The organism is Rugamonas violacea (assembly GCF_016461825.1).
In the GTDB taxonomy this organism is placed as follows: domain Bacteria; phylum Pseudomonadota; class Gammaproteobacteria; order Burkholderiales; family Burkholderiaceae_D; genus Rugamonas.
On record NZ_JAEMNU010000022.1, the window covers coordinates 221,470 to 241,519 of the forward strand.

Consider the following 20,050-nt stretch of genomic DNA (forward strand, 5'->3'; position numbering starts at 1 on the left):
AAAATCCCGGCACGGGTTTGATCCGAAATCCAAACCGGTTTGAGATACAAGAATAAGCACTTTTAAAGGAATCCACCGTGCAGCCGTCCGACCGTCCCCAACATACCTTCCCCCTCGAAGCATGGTGCATTCGGGAAACCTCCTTCGACACGGCCTCGCATTTCCTCGACGAGACCTTGTTCGCGCTGGGCAATGGCTACATCGGCCTACGCGGCGCGCACGAGGAGGGCTACAGCGGCCCGGCAGGCACATCGCTCGACGGCACTTACCTGAACGGCTTCTACGACTCGGAGGCGATCCACTATCCGGAGGCGGCCTACGGCCTGGCCAAGACCAACCAGTTCATGCTCAACGTGCCGAACAGCAAGGGCATCGCGCTGTGGCTGGAGGACGAGCGCTTCGACCTGCTCGAAGGCAAGCTGGAACGCTACGAGCGCAGCCTGGACTTCCGCACCGGCATCCTGTTGCGCACGCTGGAGTGGACCTCGCCGCAGGGCCGCCGCGTGGCGCTGAGCAGCCGCCGCCTGGTCAGCTTCGACGACAAGCATCTGTTCGCCATCGAGTACGAGGTGGTGGCGCTGAATTTTTCCGGCCGCGTGCGGCTGGTGTCCAGCATCGACGGCGCCGTCAAAAACATCCAGGCGGGCGACGATCCGCGCGTCGGCTCGGCGGTGTCCGGCCAGTCGCTGCGCGTGGTTGACGCGCAACAGGGGCCGAATTTCTCGGCGCTGGTGCAGCGCACCGCCAACAGCGGCTTTATGCTGGTCAGCGCGGCGCAGACGGAACTGCGCGGCATCTACGAGCTGAGCCAGAGTCGCAGCGAGCAGCGCCTGGAGCAGACCTACACGGTGGCCGCGCTGGAGGGCGAGGCCGTGCGGCTGAGCAAGTTCGGCTGCTATTACTCCTCGCGCGACTATCCCGAGTCCGAGCTGATGTGGCGCGCCAAGGAAACGCTGGCACAGGCGCAAGGGCAGGGCTTCCGCGCGCTGGCCCAGGGGCAGGAGCAATACCTGGCCAACTTCTGGCAGCAGGCCGACGTGCAGATCGCCGGCGACGACGCGCTGCAACAGGGCATCCACTTCAACCAGTTCCACCTGCTGCAATCGGTCGGGCGCGACGGCAAGACCAACATCTCGGCCAAGGGTGTCACCGGCGAGGGCTACGAGGGCCATTACTTCTGGGACACGGAGATCTATATCTTCCCGTTCTTCCTCTACAGCAAACCCGAAATCGCCAAGAAACTGTTGGAGTACCGCTACACCGGCCTGGCCAAGGCGCGCGAGCGGGCGCGGCAGATGTCGCACGCGGTCGGCGCGCTGTATCCCTGGCGCACCATCGCCGGCGAGGAGTGCTCGGCCTACTTCCCGGCGGGCACCGCGCAATATCACATCAACGCCGACATCGCCTATTCGATCAAGTTGTACATGGAGGCCACCGGCGACCTCGACTATTTGATCCGTTACGGCGCCGAGATCGTCATGGAGACGGCGCGCATCTGGATCGGCCTGGGCTGTTACGACCGCGCCGGCCGCTACTGCATCAACCAGGTGACCGGGCCGGACGAGTACACCGCCCTGGTCAACAACAACTACTACACCAACGCCATGGCGCGGATGCACTTGAACTTCGCCGCCGCCATCGCCGAGCAGTTGCAGGCCGAGCATCCGGCCGAGTACGCCCGCATCGCCGGCCTGGCCGGCCTGGACGCCGCCGAACCGGCCGAATGGCGCCGCGCCGCCGCGCAGATGTTGTTGCCCTACGATGAGGAACTGCAAATCCACGCCCAGGACGACAGCTTCCTGGCGAAGAAAAAGTGGGACTTCGCCGCCACGCCGAAAGAACACTACCCCTTGTTGTTGAACTATCACCCGATGGTGATCTACCGCCACCAGGTGTGCAAACAGGCCGACGTGGTGCTGGCGCTGCTGTTGCTCGGCGAGCAGTTCACGCTGGACGACAAACGTCGCGATTTCGACTACTACGAGGCGGTAACCACCCACGATTCCTCGCTATCGTCCTGCATCTTCAGCATCATCGCCTCGGAGGTCGGCTATCACGACAAGGCCTACGACTACTTCATGGAAACGGCGCGGCTGGACCTGGACGACACCCACGGCAACACGCACTACGGCGTTCACACCGCCGCCATGGCCGGCACCTGGATGGGTGTGGCCTACGGCTTCGCCGGCATGCGGGTGTTCGACGGCGCGCTGCACTTCGCGCCCACCCTGCCCAAGCAATGGCGGCACTACACCTTCAAGATCCACTTCCAGGGCAGCTTGCTGGAGGTGCGGGTCGAGCCGGCGCGGGTCGAGTACCGCCTGTTGCAAGGCGAGACGCTGGGTTTCCACCACCATGGCGAGCGCATCGAGATGACGCTGGCCACCCCTGTGCAATCGCGCAGCCATTGAGAGAGCCACCATGCAGACATCGCGTTTCAAAGCCGTCATCTTCGACCTCGATGGCGTCATCACCGACACCGCCCACTACCACTTCCTGGCCTGGCAGCGCATGGCCGAGCGGCAGGGCGTGCGGTTCGACCACGCCTTCAACGAGCAGTTGAAGGGCATCGACCGGATGGGTTCGCTGGAGCTGATCCTGGCCGCCGCCGGCCGCCAGTACACGGCGCCGGAGAAGCTGGCGCTGGCCGACAGCAAGAACCTGCACTACCAGGAGCTGATTACCGGCATGACGGCGGCCGATTTGTTGCCGGGCGCCGTCGCCGCGCTGGACGCGGTGCGCGCCGCCGGCTTGCGCATCGGCCTCGCCTCGGTCAGCAAGAACGCCTTCACGGTGCTGGATCGCCTGGGCATCCGCGCCAAGTTCGACTATGTGGTCGACGCTGCGCTGATCGCCCGTGGCAAGCCGGACCCGGAGATTTTCCTCAAGGCCGCCAGCGAGCTCGGCGTGGCGCCGGCCGACTGTCTCGGTGTCGAGGATGCGGTGGCCGGGGTCGCCGCGATCAAGGCGGCCGGCATGTTCGCGCTGGGCATCGGCCTGCCGCAAGTGTTGACCCAGGCCGACCGGGTGATCGCCGGCCTGGATCAGTTTGATCTGGCGATGCTGCAACGGTTGCCGGTGTCTTTGCAAAACCCAAGGGCGTAATCCGGGGTCGGACCCCGTGCGGGGTCTGACCCCAGCCTCTGCCTTGGGGTGGGTTTTAGCGTCCCCAGCGCCAAGATTACGTGACGCTCGGGGTGGACCACAGGTCGCACCCCGAAAAAACAGTTCCATCCACATAAAAATAAGAATAAAAATGAACAACATCCGGAGACAGCATGAAAAACCAGCGCATCCTCTTTGCCCTATTCCTGATCTACTTCGTCTTTGCGATCCTGCTCAATAGCGTCGGCACGGTCATCCTGCAGGTGATCGGCAACTATGGCGTCAGCAAATCGAGCGCCAGCGTGTTGGAGGGCTTCAAGGATTTGCCGATCGCCATCGTGTCCTTCCTCGTCGCCTCCTTCCTGCCCCGGCTGGGCTACAAAAAGTCGATGTTGATCGGCCTGGCCATCGTCACCCTGGCCTGCACGGCGATGCCCTTGTTGCCGAGCTTTTTGACCACCAAGTTGTTGTTCCTCTGCGTCGGCGTGGCGTTCGCGCTGGTCAAGGTGTCGGTGTATTCGACCCTGGGCCTGGTCGCCACCGACCGCAAGCAGCACGCCAGCCTGATGAATCTGCTGGAGGGTTTCTTCATGCTCGGCGTGCTCAGCGCCTACTGGGTGTTCGGCTACTTCATCGACTCCAGCGATGCCAAATCGTCCAGCTGGTTGCAGGTGTACTGGGTACTGGCGCTGCTGTGCGCGCTGACCTTCGCGCTGTTGCTGTCGACGCCCTTCGACGAGGACCGCGCCGCGTTGCCGCCGGCGCGCGGCATCGCGCGCGACTTCGCCGCCATGCTGCAACTGTTCTTCAAGCCGCTGGTCTGCGTGTTCGTCATCACCGCCTTCCTGTATGTGCTGATCGAGCAGAGCGTGGGCACCTGGCTGCCCACCTTCAACAACGAGATCCTCAAGCTGCCGGCAGCGATGAGTGTGCAGGTGACCAGCATCTTCGCCGCCTGCCTGGCCATTGGCCGCCTGTCGGCCGGCGTGCTGATGCGCCGCCTGAACTGGTATCCGGTGATGAACGCCTGTGTCGTCGGCATGGCGGCGATGGTGCTGCTGGCCCTGCCGCTGACCCACGACGTGGTGGCGGATCCACACATCGGCTGGTCGACGGCGCCGCTGGCCACCTTCCTGTTCCCGCTGATCGGCCTGTTCATGGCGCCGATTTATCCGGCCATCAATTCGGTGATGCTGAGCTCCCTGCCCAAGCATCAACACTCGGCCATGACCGGGCTGCTGGTGATTTTTTCCGCACTGGGCGGCACCACCGGCTCATTGATCACCGGTTATGTGTTTGGCAGTTTCAGCGGCCATTTCGCCTTCTACCTGACTTTGCTTCCCATCTCTATCGTCTTGATTATGTTGTATTTTTTCAAAAATGCGGTGAACCACAATGAGGGCGAATTTGATGGCTCGGCTATAATTAGTAGTCAACATTGATCGCTTCTCCATGAATCTCAAGAGTCTCGCCAACCTGCTGGGTATCTCCAAAACCACGGTGAGCCGTGCTTTGAACGGCTATCCAGAGGTCAACGGTCGCACCCGCGAGCGCGTGGTGGCGGCGGCCAAGGCGGCCGGCTACCAGCCCAATCCGATGGCGCGCAGCTTGGCGGTGGGGCGCACCAACGTGTTCGGCATCATCTACCCGCTGCTGCCGGCCGACCTGGGCGATCCGATGTTTCTCGACGTGGTGGGCGGCATGTCCGAGGCGCTGGAGCAGGCCAAGATGAACCTGATCATCGCGCCGGTGTCGCCGCAGAACGAGCAGCCGTCGTATGTGCAAACCGTGCGCGGGCGCCGCGTCGACGGCCTGATCGTCGGCCGCACGCTGGTGCACGACGAGCGCATCGCCTACCTGAGCAAGAGCGGCTTTCCCTTTGTGGCCCACGGCCGCACGGTGATGAAGGCGCCTTACGCCTGGTTCGACTATGACAACGCGGCCGGCATCGAGCTGGCGCTGTCTTGTCTGCTGGGACTGGGTCATCGGCGCATCGCGCTGCTCAGCGCGCCGCTGGAAATGAACTTCGCCAGCCAGCGCAAGGACAGCTTCGTTGCCGCCATGAACGCGGCCGGGCTGGCGGTCGATCCGCGCCACCTGATCGCCGACACGCTGGACCGGCGCAGCGGCCACCAGGCCATGCTGCAACTGCTGGCCTGTTCGCCACGGCCGACGGCGGTCATCGTCGACAACCACCTGTCCGGCGTCGGCGCCGTGCGCGCGTTGCTCGACGCCGGCGTCGAGATCGGCAAGGACATGTCCGTCATCGTTTGGGGCAGCATGGCCGACACCTTGGCCGGCTCCAACGTCACCACCGTCGACCAGCCGGAACCGCGCCGCGCCGGCGCGCGCATGGTCGAGATGCTGCAAGCCATCATCGACGGCACCCCGCCGGGCGAGTTGCACGAGCTGTGGCAGCCGGTGCTGCTGCCGGGCGAGACGGTCGCCCGCTGCCCCTCGCCGGACTGAACGCCGCAACGCTTTACAATGAATTACAATAGAAAATTGTAATTACAAGCGATGGCGGTAATTCATGGTAAATCACACTGCCGAGATCGACTGGCACTATCCGCGCACGGCGTTGGCGCAGGGCTATCTGGACACTTTGCGTGCCGGATTGATTGCGTCGCTGGTGCTGTTTGCCCCTCGCCGCAAGGGCAAGACCGAGTTTCTGCTGGACGATTTGCTGCCGGCGGCCGAGGCGGCCGGCTATCTGACCGTCTACTGCAGCATGTGGCAGAACCGCTCCGATCCGCTGGCGGCCCTGCTGGCCGCCTTGGCCGAGGCGGCCAAGCCGAAGACCTTGGGCGCCAAATTGCAGCACCGTCTGCTGCGCCCCTTCAAGAAGACCAGCCTGGAATTCGAGCTGAGCCACGTCGGCAAGGTCAAGGCGGAGGCCGAGTTCAACGCCAAGGACGGCGGCAGCCAAGCCCAGTTGCAGCGTTTGCCGGAGTTGATCGATAGCGTTGTCGCCGCCTCGAAGGGCAAGGTGCTGATCGCCTTCGACGAGATCCAGCATCTGGCCAAGCCGGAGTTTCAGGAGCTGGTGGCGGCGCTGCGCACCACCTTGGACGTGCGCAAGAAGTCGGTCAAGACCATCTTTACCGGCTCGTCGCGCAACCGCTTGCAGATGATGTTCAGCCAGATCAAGGCGCCGCTGTTCCAGTTCAGCCAGAGCACCGACTTCCCCGAGTTGGACGCCGGCTTCGTCGCCTTCATGGCCGGCGCGTTCAGGCAGGCCACCGGCCGCGAGCTGGTGCTGGAGCAGGCCAACGCCGCCTTCCTGGCGCTGGGCAGCACGCCCGGCTTGTTCCACGATGCGGTGGAGCGGGTGATGAAAATGGGTGGCGTCGACATCGCCGGCGTGGCGCAGGGTGTGCTGGCCGAGGCGCGCGAGGCGTCCGGCTACGCCCAGCGGCTGCTGGGGATGCGTCCCCTGGATCGTGAGGTGATCCGCGTCATCGTGGCACGCGCGCCGCTGTACGCGGACGAGACGCGCACCGGGCTGGCGCTGGCGATCGGGCTGGAAGGCGAGCCGCTGTCGGCGCGCCAGGTGCAGGTGGCCGTCGAGCGCCTGCTGGCCGAGCAGATCATCTACCAGGTCGGCCGCGGCGTGTATGAGATCGAAGACCACCAGCTGGGCGAGTGGCTGCTGGCGGCGCCGCAGATGATGGGCGGCGCCGAGATGGAGGGCGATTGATTGAGCAATTGGATTCATCGCGCGCCAAGTTCCGGTAGGCTGGAGCGTATCGAGGCCTTCTTCTCGGGTAGCGCCTACGGTCTTCATCGCCACGACACCTATGCGATAGGGCGGACTCTTGCCGGGGTTCAGAGCTTTTTATACCGTGGCAGGGAGCGCCACAGCCTTCCCGGCGGAACGATTGTTTTGCATCCCGACGAAGCCCATGACGGACAGGCGGGGACCGACGATGGTTTTCAATATCGAATGGTTTATGTCGAACCGGCACTCATTCAACAGATTCTTGGTGGTAAGCCGTTACCCTTCATCAAGGACGGCATATCGGCCGATCCGCGCCTCTATGCCGCGACAAATACATTGCTCCAGAGTATGGATTCGCCTATTGATGCACTGGAGGAAGATGACGCATTGTTTGATCTTGCCCATGCCTTGAGTTCGATTTCAGGTGTTCTCCAACACAAACAAAACTTCGATTACCGGGCGGCGGAGACGGCGCGGGAATTCATCCATAGCGCGATGGAGCGAACTATCACGCTCAAGGAATTGGCTGAGCATAGCGGGCGGGATCGCTGGAGCCTGTCGCGTGACTTCCGGCTGCTTTTCGGAACCAGCCCATACCGATATCTGACCATGCGCCGCCTCGACCTGGTCAAGACACTGCTGATTCACGGCCATTCACTGGTCAATGCCGCGCTGAGCGCTGGTTTTACCGATCAAAGCCACATGAGTCGGCACTTCAGTAAAACCTACGGCTTGGCGCCGTCGCGTTGGCTGAAAATACGCGGCATAGGCTCGGCGATTACTCCTTGAGCTTCCTGGACCTTCGCACAATCGTACAAGAGTCGCCGGTCTACTTTCGCTATCCTTGACGTCTGCTCACAGGAAAAAGGACGAGTCCCATGAATACCGCGCAAACCTCAAACACAAAAAAATACAACAGCATCAACTTCACTGAAAAATTCGGCTTCTTCAATGAACAGTGGTCACCCAAAGTCATCGCCGAGATGAACGACTACCAATTCAAGGTGGTGAGGCTGCAAGGTGATTTTATCTGGCATGCCCATGCTGAAACGGACGAGACCTTTATCGTTCTGGAAGGGCAGTTGCGCATTGATTTTCGTGATGGTCAGGTTCTTGTGTCGCAAGGTGAAATGTTCATTGTGCCCAAGGGTGTCGAACATAAACCGTTCGCAAAGAACGAGGTCAAGCTTCTTCTGATTGAACCACGCGGTGTGTTGAATACGGGAAGTGAGGGCGGCGAGAGAACGAGCGTGAGCGATGTTTGGATTTGAGTGCCGGATGCATTGCCGGTATTGAAAAATACGCCTTCGCCAGAGAGCGTTGTCCGATGACGTACTTTCCCTTCTTTCGATCCGGGGAGGGCGGACGGCTTGATCTGCCAGCCGCCGCCTGAACCTTCCCCGCCCCTGGCTTACATATTGCGGCGGTACTGTCCGCCGACCTCGAACAGCGCGGTGGTGATCTGCCCCAGCGAGCAGACGCGCACGGCGTCCATTAGCTTCTCGAACACGTTGGCGTTGTCGATGGCGGCCTGCTGCAAGGCCGCCAGCACCTGCGGCGCTGCGGCCGCGTTGCGGGCGTGGAAGTCGTCGAGGCGGGTCAGTTGCGATTGCTTCTCGTCGTCGGTGGAGCGGGCCAGCTCGATCTTCTGCGGCGTGTCGTTGGCCTTCGGATTGCGGAAGGTGTTGACGCCGATGATGGGCAGGGTGCCGTCGTGCTTTTGGTGCTCGTACAACATCGACTCTTCCTGGATCTTGCCGCGCTGGTAGCCGGTTTCCATCGCGCCGAGCACGCCGCCACGTTCGGCGATGCGTTCGAACTCCTGCAGCACCGCCTCCTCCACCAGGTCGGTCAGCTCGTCCATGATGAAGGAACCCTGGTTCGGATTCTCGTTCTTGGCCAGGCCCCATTCGCGGTTGATGATCAATTGAATCGCCAATGCGCGGCGCACCGACTCGTCGGTCGGCGTGGTGATCGCCTCGTCGTAGGCGTTGGTGTGCAGCGAATTGCAGTTGTCGTAGATGGCGATCAGCGCCTGCAAGGTGGTGCGGATGTCGTTGAAGTCGATCTCCTGCGCGTGCAGCGAGCGGCCCGAGGTCTGGACGTGGTACTTGAGCTTTTGGCTGCGGTCGTTGGCGCCGTACTTGTCGCGCATGGCCACCGCCCACAGGCGGCGGGCGACGCGGCCCAGCACCGTGTATTCCGGGTCCATGCCGTTGGAGAAGAAGAACGACAGGTTGGGCGCGAAGTCGTCGATGTGCATGCCGCGCGCCAGGTAGGCTTCGACGAAGGTGAAGCCGTTCGACAGCGTGAAGGCCAGTTGCGAGATCGGGTTGGCGCCGGCCTCGGCGATGTGATAGCCGGAGATCGACACGGAGTAGAAGTTGCGCACCTCGTGGTGGACGAAGTATTCCTGGATGTCGCCCATCACCTTCAGCGAGAACTCGGTCGAGAAGATGCAGGTGTTCTGCCCCTGGTCTTCCTTGAGGATGTCGGCCTGCACGGTGCCGCGCACGTTCTGCAGCACCCAGGCGCGGATCTTGGCCGCCTCGTCGGCGCTGGGCTGGCGCTTGTTCTCTTCGACGAACTTGTCGACCTGCTGGTCGATGGCGGTGTTCATGAACATCGCCAGGATGGTCGGCGCCGGGCCGTTGATGGTCATCGACACGGAGGTGCTCGGGCTGCACAGGTTGAAGCCGTCGTACAGCACCTTCATGTCGTCGAGCGTGGCGATGGAAACGCCGGAGTTGCCGACCTTGCCGTAGATGTCGGGCCGCAGCGCCGGATCGGCGCCGTACAGGGTGACCGAGTCGAAGGCGGTGGACAGGCGTTTGGCGTCCATGCCGGTCGAGACCAGCTTGAAGCGGCGGTTGGTGCGGAAGGCGTCGCCTTCGCCGGCGAACATGCGGGTCGGGTCTTCGCCTTCGCGCTTGAAGGCGAACACGCCGGCGGTGAAGGGGAAGGAACCGGGCACGTTTTCCAGCATCAGGAAGCGCAGGATCTCGCCGTGGTCCTCGTAGCGCGGCAGGGCGACCTTGCGGATCTTGGTGCCGGACAGGGTGTGCTGGATCAGGCGGGTGCGGATTTCCTTGTCGCGGATTTTGACCACGTAGTCGTCGCCGGCGTAGGCCGCTTGCAGGTCGGGCCACTGCGCCAGCAGCTTCTTGGCACCGCCGTCCATGGCGCCGTCGCGTTCGACGATCAGCTCGTCGAAGTCGGCGTGCTTCTGCGCCAGCGCCAGCATGCGCTTGGCTTCGGACAGTTGCTGGCGTTCGCGCGCCAGCGTCACCTGCTTGCGGGTGAACTTGTGGTAGCCGCGCACGGTGTCGGCGATTTCGGCCAGGTAGCGGGCGCGCGCCGGCGGCACGATGACGTGTTTGCCGCTGGAGAATTTGACGTCGACGGCGGGCAGCTTGCCGGCGGCCGTTTTCAGGCCGAACTGGGCCAGCTTGGGCAGCAGGCCCTGGTACAGCGCGGTGACGCCGTCGTCGTTGAAGCGCGACGCCTGGGTGCCGTAGACCGGCATTTCGTCGGGCCGTTTGCTCCACATTTCGCGGTTGCGCTGGTACTGTTTGGCGACGTCGCGCAGGGCGTCGAGCGAGCCTTTGCGGTCGAACTTGTTGATGGCGATGAAGTCGGCGAAATCGAGCATGTCGATTTTTTCCAGCTGCGAGGCGGCGCCGAATTCGGGCGTCATCACATACATCGAGACGTCGACGTGCGGCACGATGGCGGCGTCGCCCTGGCCGATGCCGGAGGTTTCGACGATGACCAGGTCGAAGCCGGCCACCTTGCAGGCGGCGATCACGTCGGGCAGGGCCTGCGAGATCTCCGAGCCGGCTTCGCGCGTGGCCAGCGAGCGCATGAACACGCTGGCCTTGCCGTTCCACGGGTTGATGGCGTTCATGCGGATGCGGTCGCCCAGCAGCGCGCCGCCGGACTTGCGCCGCGACGGGTCGATCGAGATGATGGCGATGTCGATGGCGTCGCCCTGGTCGAGGCGGATGCGGCGGATCAGTTCATCGGTCAGCGAGGACTTGCCGGCGCCGCCGGTGCCGGTGATGCCCAGGGTCGGCACGGCCAGGCCGGCCGCCGCCGCCAGCAGCTCGGCGCGCAGGGCGGGGGAGGCCTTGTCGTTTTCCAGCGCGGTGATCAGCTGGGCCAGCGGGCGGTGGCGTTCGCCGATGTTGGCATCGGCGCGCAGCGGCGCCAGCGTGGTCGGCGAATATTGCGACAGGTCGATGTCGCATTGCTGCACCATCCATTGGATCATGCCCACCAGGCCCATGCGCTGGCCGTCCTCGGGGCTGAAGATCTTGGTGACACCATAGGCGTGCAGGTCGGCGATTTCGTCGGGCACGATGACGCCGCCGCCGCCGCCGAACACCTTGATGTGGGCGCCGCCGCGCTGGCGCAGCAGGTCGATCATGTACTTGAAGTATTCGACGTGGCCGCCCTGGTAGCTGGAGATGGCGATGCCCTGCACGTCCTCGGCCAGCGCCGCCGTGACGACCTCGTCGACCGAGCGGTTGTGGCCCAGGTGGACCACTTCCACGCCGTTCGATTGCAGGATGCGACGCATGATGTTGATCGAGGCGTCGTGGCCGTCGAACAGCGAGGCGGCGGTGACAAAGCGGACTTTGTTGGCCAGCTTGGGCTGTTCGGGCGCTGCGGCGACTTTTGGAGCGGAGAGGTCGTTCATGGTGTCCTTGTTGTGCGTGCGCGATCTGGGTCGCGTTCTAAATTATATGACGTTAACGTTAACGTCAAGCTAATCCGGCATGCGCGGAACTGCGCCGCGGCGCAGTTGTCGCCCTTAGGCGGCGTGCTGGCTGCCGCCGTCGATGGCCGCCTGCAGGCGCGCCTTCTCGGCGTGGAAGGTGGCGACGGCCAGTTCCTTCACATGGCCGAAGCCGCGCACTTTTTCCGGCAGGTTGGCCAGGTCGACCGCCTGGTTGTGGTTTTCCGGCGTCAGTTTGCCCAGCAGTCCCTCGACCATCTGGCGGTACTCGACGATCAGGGCGCGTTCCATCTTGCGCTCCGCGCTGTAGCCGAAGATGTCGAAGGTGCCGCCGCGCAGGCCCTTGGCCTTGGCCAGCAGCTTGAAGGCGCTCCACATCCACGAGCCGAATTCGGCCTTGACCAGGTGGCCCTTGGCGTCCTTCTTGGCGAACAGCGGCGGCGCCAGGTTGAACTTGATGGAGAAGTCGCCCTCGAACTGCTGCTTGAGCTGCTCGACGAAGCGGCCGTCGGTGTACAGGCGCGCCACCTCGTACTCGTCCTTGTAGGCCATCAGCTTGAAGTAGTACTTGGCGACGGCGGTCGACAGCTTGTTGCCCAGTCCCAGGGCCGTCTCCTTGGCGCGCACCTGGGCCACCAGCGCCTCGTAGCTGTTGGCGTAGGCGGCGTTCTGGTAGGCGGTGAGGAACTCGACGCGCTTCTTGATGACGTTTTCCAGGCTTTGCGGCATCTGCACGACGATGGCCTGGGTCGGCGTGGCGATCTTCTCGACGCGCTTGAAGTCGACGGCGGCGCGGCGGCCCCATAGGAAGCTTTTCTTGTTGGAGGCGATGCCGACGCCGTTCAACTCGATGGCGCGCAGCAGCGCCGCCTCGCTCAGCGGGATGCGGCCCTTCTGCCAGGCGTAGCCCAGCATGAACAGGTTGGCGGCGATCGAGTCGCCCATCAGCGCGGTGGCCAGCTTGGTGGCGTCGATGAAGTCGGCGCTGTTGTGCTCGGCGGCGCCGACCGATTCGCTGATCAGCGCGCGCACCTCGTCGACCGGGTACTGCCAGTCGGCGTTCTGGGCGAAGGTGCCGGGCGGTTGCTCGTGCAGGTTGATGACGGCCATGGTGCGGCCGGGACGCATCTTCGAGACGGCGTCGGCGGCGCCGGCGGTGAGCATGTCGCAGCCCAGCACCAGGTCGGCCTCGCCGGTGGCGATGCGTTGGGCGCGCAGGTGGGCCGGGCTCTTGGCCACTTTGACGTGCGAGGTGACCGAGCCGTTTTTCTGCGACATGCCGGTCATGTCGAGCACCGAGGCGCCCTTGCCTTCGAGGTGGGAGGCCATGCCCATCAGGGCGCCGACGGTGATCACGCCGGTGCCGCCGATGCCGTTGATGAGGATGTTGTAGGGCTGCTCGCAGTCCGGCAGCGTCGGCTCGGGCAGGGCGCCGTAGCCGTCGTCCTCGTTGTTTTTGGTGACGCCGGTCTTGGTCTTTTTCAGCGCGCCGCCTTCGACCGTGACGAAGCTCGGACAGAAGCCTTTGACGCAGGAGTAGTCCTTGTTGCAGGACGACTGGTCGATGGTGCGCTTGCGGCCGAACTCCGTTTCCTTCGGCAGGATCGAGGTGCAGTTGGACTGGATGCCGCAGTCGCCGCAGCCTTCGCAGACGGCTTCGTTGATGACCATGCGTTTGGCCGGGTCGGGGAATTCGCCTTTTTTGCGGCGGCGGCGCTTTTCGGCGGCGCAGGTCTGGTCGAAGATCAGCACGGAGACGCCGCCGACCTCGCGCAGCTCGCGCTGCACCGCGTCCATGTCCTTGCGGTCGTGCAGGCTGACGATGGCCGGCAGCGCCGAGCGGTCGGTGTAGCGGTTCAGGTCCTCGGTCACCAGGGCGATGCGCTTGACGCCTTCGGCCGCCATCTGCTGGGCGATCATCGGCACCGAGGTGATGCCGTCGACCGGCTGGCCGCCGGTCATCGCCACCGCGTCGTTGTAGAGGATCTTGTAGGTCATGTTGACCTTGGCCGCGACGGCGGCGCGGATCGCCAGGTAGCCGGAGTGGAAGTAGGTGCCGTCGCCCAGGTTCTGGAACACGTGGGGGATCTTGGAGAAGGCGGCCTGACCGATCCACGGCGCGCCTTCGCCGCCCATGTGGGTGGTCAGCTTGTTGAACTCGGGGTAGATCGAGGTGGCCATCACGTGGCAGCCGATGCCGGCCAGCGCCAGGCTGCCCTCGGGCACCTTGGTCGAGGTGTTGTGCGGGCAGCCGGAGCAGTAGAAGGCGGGGCGGAAGGGCGTGTTGATGGCCTTCTTCAGCACGGCGTCCTTGGCGTCGAGGAAGCTCAGGCGGGCCTTGATGTGGTCGCAGGTGACCGGGTCGGAGATCAGCCGCTTGACCCGGCTGGCGATGACGCGCGCCACCTGCGAGACGGAGAAGTCGGCCTTCGAGGTGAGCAGCCATTCGCCGCGCGGCGCGACCCACTCGCCCTTCTCGTCGAACTTGCCGATGACGCGCGGACGCACGTCGTCGCGCCAGTTGTACAGCTGTTCCTTCAACTGGTATTCGACGATCTGGCGTTTTTCCTCGACCACCAGGATCTCGTCGAGGCCCTGGGCGAACTCGCGCACGCTGTCCGGCTCCAGCGGCCAGGGCATGGCGACCTTGAACAGGCGCAGGCCGACCTTGGCGGCCATGTCCTCGTCGATGCCGAGTTCTTCGAGCGCTTCGAGCACGTCGAGGTAGGACTTGCCGGAGGCGATGATGCCCAGCTTGGCGTCCGGGCTGGTGATGGTGGTGTGGTTGAGCTTGTTCTCGCGGGCGTAGGCCAGCGCCGCGTAGATCTTGTAGTCCTGCATCAGCGCTTCCTGGTTGCGCGCCTGCTGGCCCAAGGGGATGCTCGACAGGCGGGCGTTCAGGCCGCCCTCGGGCATGACGAAGTCCTGTGGAATCTTGACGTCGACGCGGAACGGGTCGGCGTCGACCGAGGCGGACGATTCGACCGTGTCGGCCAGCGCCTTGAAGGCCACCGTGCAGCCGGAAAAGCGCGACATGGCCCAGCCGTGGATGCCCAGGTCGAGGTACTCCTGCACGTTGCAGGGGTAGAGCAGGGGGATCATCGAGGCGGAGAACAGGTGGTCGGACTGGTGCGGCAGGGTCGACGAGTAGGCGCCGTGGTCGTCGCCGGCCACCAGCAGCACGCCGCCGTGCTTGGACGTGCCGGCGTGGTTCATGTGTTTGAAGACGTCGCCGCAGCGGTCGACGCCCGGTCCCTTGCCGTACCACATGGCGAAGACGCCGTCGTACTTGGCCTCGCCGATCAGGTCGACCTGTTGCGAGCCCCAGACGGCGGTGGCGGCCAGGTCCTCGTTGACGCCGGGGACGAACTGGACGTGGTGCTTCTCCAGGTGCGGCTGGGCCTTCCACAGGGTCTCGTCGAGGCCGCCCAGCGGCGAGCCGCGGTAGCCGGAGATGAAGCCGGCGGTGTTCAGGCCGGCGGCCAGGTCGCGTTGGCGCTGCAGCATCGGCAGGCGCACCAGCGCCTGGATGCCGGACAGGAAGATGTCGCCGGCGGTGGCGGTGTATTTGTCGTCGAGGCTGACGCTGGTCAGGCGGTCGGGGGCGGTCCCATCGTCTCGGGTGGACGTTGCTGGGCCGTGTGCCGTGGTATCGGGCATGGCTGTCTCCAAATGGTGTTCAGATCGCGCCCGGGCTTGGGAGCGCCGGGTAGGCGCGCCAGACTCGGGCCAGGAGCCGCGTTTTTAGCGGCGTTGCGGATATTTTAGGCTTAAAAAACCCGCTGTGGCGGCCAGTGTACGGCCAGGTTGACGTATACGGAAATACCGTTGGGCGATGGGGGTATAAGAAAAAATGATGGGTTGGAGAGGGGCGGCGGCCGCGCCTTATGCCGGCAGGGCCGTCGCGCCCAGCCACACGCCGTTGGCGCACAGCTCGGCGCTGACCTGTTGCACCAGCCGGCCGACCGCCGCCGCCGCATTGGTCAGCGGAATGTTTTTCGACGCGCACAAGACCACCGTGCGGGACAGCGCCGGGCTGTGGATGGCTTGCGAGACCAGCGCGCCGCGCTCCAGCTCGGCCAGCAGCGGCGCCGCCGGCAGGATGGTGGCGCCCATGTCGGCCAACAGGGCCGACTTCAAAATAGCGATGGAATTGATTTCGATCACGTTGGCGGTCGACAGGCCCGCCGCCCGCGCCACGCTCTCGATGCGCGGCCGCACGCCGTGTTGCAGGCCGGGCAGGATCAGGGTGGCGTTCAGCGCCTGTGCCAGGCCGATGCTGTCGCCGCGCTGGGCGAAGGCCGAATCGGCGCGGCAGATGTAGCGCAGTTCCTCCTCCACCAGCGGCGTGCAGGCGAACGGGCCGAGCTGGCCGTCGTCGAGCAGCACGGCCAGGTTGACGCGGCCGGACTTGAGCTGCTCGGCCAGGTTGCCGGTCAACTCCTCGGTCAGCTGCAGCGTGATCTCCGGGTAGCGCGCGCGCGCGGCCATCAACAGCGGCAGCGCCAGCGCGCCGGAAATGCTGTGCGGCAGGCCCAGCGTGACACTGCCCGAGGGCCGCTCGGCCGACTGGGTGACGGCGGACTTGGCGTCGGCCACCTGCTTGAGGATGGCCTGGGCGTGCTCGTAGAACACCTTGCCGGCGTCGGTGCTGAGCACGCCGTGGGCCGAGCGGTGCAGCAGCTGGGCGCCGAGTTCCTGCTCGAGTTGGCGCAGCTGCTGGGTCAGCGCCGGCTGCGCCACGTGCAGCACCAGTGCCGCGCGCGACAGCGCGCCATGGTCGACGATGGCGACAAAGTAGCGGAGTTGGCGTAATTCCATAGGCGGGAAGCGGGAGATGGGCGGCGCTGCGGCGGAAGAGTGGACAGGAAACATCTGTTGATATAGCAAAATTAGTCCTAGTGGAAACTGTTTGCTATACTCATTCTAACAAGTTCCGTCGTTCCAGCCTTCGTCGTTCCAGCCTTTATTTGTGGGTTCTTATATGCTCAAGAAAGTTGACTCCTCGCAGCTGAAGGTTGGCATGTATATCCACGACCTGAGCTGCGACTGGATGACCCACCCCTTCGTGCGCAACCGTTTCCTGCTCAGCAGCGAGGACGAAATCCGCAAGATCGTCAACGCTGGCATCCACGACGTCGTCATCGACGCCGGCAAGGGCCTGGACGTGCAGGACGCGCCGACCTTGGACGAGGCGCAGGAGGAGACCGAGCGCGAGCTGACGGCGCTGGCGGCCAAGCCGGTGGTGGTGACGCGGGTTTCGCTGGGCGAGGAGATGGCGCGCGCGACGCAGATCCGCCACCAGGCGGCGACGCTGGTGCGCACGGTGATGCGCGACGCCCGGCTGGGCAAGGCGATCGAGCTGGAGCAGGTGCAACCGGTGGTGCAGAGCATCACCGAATCGATCCTGCGCAATCCCGGCGCGCTGGTTGGTCTGTTGCGCATCAAGAACAAGGACGACTACACCTTCCTCCATTCGGTCAGCGTGTGCACCTTGCTGGTGGCGTTTTGCCGCTCGCGCGGCATGGATCCCGCCGTGACCCACCAGGCCGGCCTGGGCGGCCTGCTGCACGACACCGGCAAGGCGCTGGTGCCGGACGCCATCCTCAACAAGCCGGGGCCGCTGTCCGACGAGGAGTTCGCCATCATCAAACGCCATCCGAAGGATGGCTACGAGATCCTGTTGAAATCACCGGAGATCGGCCCGATTCCGCTGGATATCACCTTGCACCACCACGAGCGGCGCGACGGCAGCGGCTATCCGGACAAGTTCGCCGGCGACGCCATCAGCGAATTGGCGCAGATGGCGGCGATTGTCGACGTATACGACGCGATCACGGCCGATCGCTGTTATCACAAGGGCATGTCGGCGGCGGCGGCCCTGCGCAAGATCTATGAATGGAGCAAGTTCCATTTCAATCCCCACTACGCCCAGGAGTTCATGCGCTGCGTCGGCATCTATCCGGTCGGCACGATGGTGATGTTGGAGTCGGGCCGGCTCGGCGTGGTGGTCGAACCGCACGAGACCAATCTGCTGGCGCCCAAGGTGAACGTGTTTTTCAACACCAAGCAGAACCTCTACATCAAGCCGGAGACGGTGGACCTGTCGCGCGGCTTGGGCTTCGGCGGCGGCGACAAGATCGTCGGCCACGAATCGGCCAGCAAGTGGAATGTCGACCCGATGCGCTTCCTGACGCTGGCCTGAGGCCGGCGCCGCTCTTTCCCGGCTAGAAGAATTCGGCGGTGTCGTTCGATTCGACCGTCTGCAACTGGCCGCCCGAGACCAACTCGTCGTAGTGGCAGGCCAGGTTGCGGCCGTGGCTCTTGGCGTAATACAAGGCCTGGTCGGCGCGGCCGAGGATGATCACCGGCGCCTCGAAGGAGCTGATGCTGACGAAGCCGACGCTGACGGTGACCTTGCCGACTTGGGGGAACTCGTGCTGCTCGACGTTCATGCGGAAGCGGTCGATGATCTTTTTGGCGTTGTTCAGCGTGGTTGAACGCAGTAACACGACGAATTCCTCGCCGCCGAAGCGGAACACCCGGTCCTGGGCGCGGAAGGAGGAGGTCAGCAGGTTGGCGATGAGGATCAGCACCTCGTCGCCGTAGAGGTGGCCGAACTTGTCGTTGACCAGTTTGAAATGGTCGACGTCGACCACCGCCAGCCATTGTTTCTCCTGGTCCGAATGGTGGCGCCGCTCCGGTTCGCCGGGCAGGTTCAGCGCGTCCTGTTCGGTGCTGGCGGCCAACATCTTGGCCAGCTGGTCGTCGAAGGTCTTGCGGTTGAGCAGGCCGGTCAGCGAGTCGCGCTCGCTGTAGTCGAGCAGGTTCTGGAAGTTGCGGTAGACGCTGACGATGCCGCCGATGACATGGATGGTGTCGCTGGTGTAGGGCGTCGGGTTGACGATTTCCAGGCAGGTGTCGGCCTTGTCGCCGAGCCAGATCGGCAGCCACAGCGTATGCTCGCCGGCCGCGTTGGCGACGTCGGCGCTGGTCTCGTGGCGGGCGATGCAGGCGGCCAGGGCGGGGAAGTTGGTGATCGGCTCGCCGGGGCTGGACGGATCGGGATTCTCTTCCATGCGGGCCGGCTGGCCGGCCGTGATGATGGCGCGCGGCCGGACGAACATTTTGCCGCGCACCATGGCCAGGCTGAGCACCCGCGTCTGGCTGGCATGGGCAAGCTCCTGCACCGCCGAGATCACCGAGATATCGAGCATCGTGTGATCGCGGTGGCCGGTCATGTCCACCATGTGTTTCAGTAGGGAATCCATTTTCTTCTCTGGAAAAAAATCACACAACCATTGTGCCTAGCCACGTTCCGTTCACGCCTATCACCATATTGCTCGTTGTTTTGCCGGTGACGGTAAGGCGCACTGCGACGCATTGCACGGGGCCTTTCCAAAGAACAGTCAAGTAGGATAATGGCTTTTTGCATTATAGGCAATTCATGTGTGCAAAAAAAAACATTTCTGTCATCAATACGCCGGTTTTTGCCACAAGCCAAGCGTGTTGGATGGCCCAATCGAGCGTACCCGTCAACAAACCGTCGCAGTTTGACATAGGCCAGCGGCGCTGTCCGCGAGCGGCGCAAGCTTGGCGCATTCCGTCGAAAATTAATTCCACATGGAAAACTTGCGCAGCGTCAACTTCAATTTCTCCGCAGACTTTATAGTGGTTTCAATGGCGCAGCGGTAGCGATGCAAGCCAGGCGGCGGCAGGGTTTGTGTGGCGCGCCAGGGGGGAGCCAGAGTGTTTCGCTTAGTTATTTTTCAATCACTTATTAGGAGTCTGTCATGAACGCACTGATTGCAGCAGCAAAAGAGTTTGGCCGCGACGAAGAGGGGATCACCGCGATCGAGTACGGCCTGATCGCGGCGCTGATGGCCGCCGCCATCGCGGCGGCGCTCGGCCCGGTGAGCACCGCGCTGCAGAACAGGTTCCAGGCGATTGCCGACACCTTGGCCCCTTGACCGGCAGGCCGACCTTCCGTCGCCGCGGCGACGGAAGGTCATTTTCGCGGAGGTGATGAGCATGATTGGCATAATCGAAGTGATTTTGATCTGTTTGGTCACGCAGGCGGCGGTGACCGATCTGGCGGTGCGCAAGATCCCCAACGTTCTGGTGTTGAGCGGCCTGGCGCTGGCCTTGATACTGCATATGCTGGCGGGCCCGCGCTGGGCGCCGGCGACACAATGGCTGGCCGGCATCTTGGCCGGCTTTTTTTTATTCCTGCCCCTTTATCTGCTGCGCGGCATGGCCGCCGGCGACGTCAAGCTGATGGCGATGGTGGGCGCCTTCACCGGGCCGTGGGCGGCCTGCTACATCGCCTTGCTGACCTGTTTGTTCGGCGGCCTGATGGCGCTGGGCATCTTGGTGTTGAGCGGCCGCTGTCGTGAAGGTTTGGACAATCTGTGGGCGATGAGCAAGCCGGCGTTGCTGCGTTTGCTGGGCGTGCCCTTGTGCAGAGTCCCGCTGGCGCCCGG

13 protein-coding genes and 1 pseudogene are annotated in these 20,050 nt (G+C 63.8%); 10 read left to right on the forward strand and 4 right to left on the reverse strand.

From position 1 onward, the window contains the following. Positions 1–77 precede the first annotated feature (77 nt). From H7U20_RS04680 to H7U20_RS04710, 7 genes are all read left to right on the forward strand, one after another. Positions 78–2,411, forward strand: coding sequence for a glycoside hydrolase family 65 protein (locus H7U20_RS04680; protein WP_199518434.1), 2,334 nt, complete (start codon positions 78–80; stop codon positions 2,409–2,411). A gap of 10 nt (positions 2,412–2,421) precedes the next feature. Then, the gene (gene pgmB, locus H7U20_RS04685; protein WP_199518435.1) at positions 2,422–3,105 is read left to right on the forward strand and encodes a beta-phosphoglucomutase; all 684 of its coding nucleotides are present in this window, start codon (positions 2,422–2,424) and stop codon (positions 3,103–3,105) included. 173 nt (positions 3,106–3,278) lie between these two features. Then, positions 3,279–4,547: an MFS transporter gene (locus tag H7U20_RS04690; protein WP_199518436.1), complete on the forward strand. Its 1,269-nt coding sequence runs from the start codon at positions 3,279–3,281 to the stop codon at positions 4,545–4,547. Positions 4,548–4,557: 10 nt separating this feature from the next. Continuing rightward, complete coding sequence (locus H7U20_RS04695) at positions 4,558–5,574, forward strand: substrate-binding domain-containing protein (protein ID WP_199518437.1); 1,017 nt, start codon at positions 4,558–4,560, stop codon at positions 5,572–5,574. Positions 5,575–5,638: 64 nt separating this feature from the next. Beyond that, positions 5,639–6,805, forward strand: coding sequence for an ATP-binding protein (locus H7U20_RS04700; protein ID WP_199518438.1), 1,167 nt, complete (start codon positions 5,639–5,641; stop codon positions 6,803–6,805). After that, positions 6,806–7,615: an AraC family transcriptional regulator gene (locus tag H7U20_RS04705; RefSeq protein ID WP_199518439.1), complete on the forward strand. Its 810-nt coding sequence runs from the start codon at positions 6,806–6,808 to the stop codon at positions 7,613–7,615. Positions 7,616–7,704: 89 nt separating this feature from the next. After that, positions 7,705–8,097 (forward strand): cupin domain-containing protein, encoded by a 393-nt coding sequence (locus H7U20_RS04710; RefSeq protein WP_199518440.1) that lies wholly within the window; start codon positions 7,705–7,707, stop codon positions 8,095–8,097. 140 nt (positions 8,098–8,237) lie between these two features. Here H7U20_RS04710 and icmF read toward each other — a convergent pair whose 3' ends face one another. From icmF to H7U20_RS04725, 3 genes are all read right to left on the reverse strand, one after another. Further along, entirely contained in the window at positions 8,238–11,528 is a 3,291-nt protein-coding gene (icmF, locus tag H7U20_RS04715) for a fused isobutyryl-CoA mutase/GTPase IcmF (protein ID WP_199518441.1), read from the reverse strand. A 114-nt stretch (positions 11,529–11,642) separates the two neighbouring features. Continuing rightward, on the reverse strand, positions 11,643–15,227 hold the full coding sequence (locus H7U20_RS04720; RefSeq protein WP_199518442.1) for an indolepyruvate ferredoxin oxidoreductase family protein: 3,585 nt from the start codon (positions 15,225–15,227) through the stop codon (positions 11,643–11,645). A 225-nt stretch (positions 15,228–15,452) separates the two neighbouring features. Beyond that, positions 15,453–16,388: a LysR substrate-binding domain-containing protein gene (locus H7U20_RS04725; RefSeq protein WP_199518443.1), complete on the reverse strand. Its 936-nt coding sequence runs from the start codon at positions 16,386–16,388 to the stop codon at positions 15,453–15,455. 163 nt (positions 16,389–16,551) lie between these two features. On the opposite strand from H7U20_RS04725, the gene H7U20_RS04730 reads away from it, so the two are divergent. Further along, positions 16,552–17,772 (forward strand): HD-GYP domain-containing protein, encoded by a 1,221-nt coding sequence (locus tag H7U20_RS04730; protein WP_199518444.1) that lies wholly within the window; start codon positions 16,552–16,554, stop codon positions 17,770–17,772. A gap of 22 nt (positions 17,773–17,794) precedes the next feature. Here the strand turns inward: H7U20_RS04730 and H7U20_RS04735 are convergent, their stop codons facing one another. After that, positions 17,795–18,838 carry a GGDEF domain-containing protein gene (locus tag H7U20_RS04735; RefSeq protein ID WP_199518445.1) on the reverse strand — a complete coding sequence of 348 codons (1,044 nt, stop codon included), beginning with the start codon at positions 18,836–18,838 and terminating at the stop codon, positions 17,795–17,797. A gap of 522 nt (positions 18,839–19,360) precedes the next feature. Here H7U20_RS04735 and H7U20_RS04740 point away from each other — a divergent pair. Both H7U20_RS04740 and H7U20_RS04745 read left to right on the forward strand, forming a co-directional pair. After that, a complete protein-coding gene (locus H7U20_RS04740; RefSeq protein ID WP_199518446.1) occupies positions 19,361–19,537 on the forward strand; it encodes a Flp family type IVb pilin in 177 nt (58 codons plus the stop codon). 61 nt (positions 19,538–19,598) lie between these two features. Beyond that, positions 19,599–20,050 (forward strand): annotated as a pseudogene (locus H7U20_RS04745) (A24 family peptidase); the annotation flags it as partial.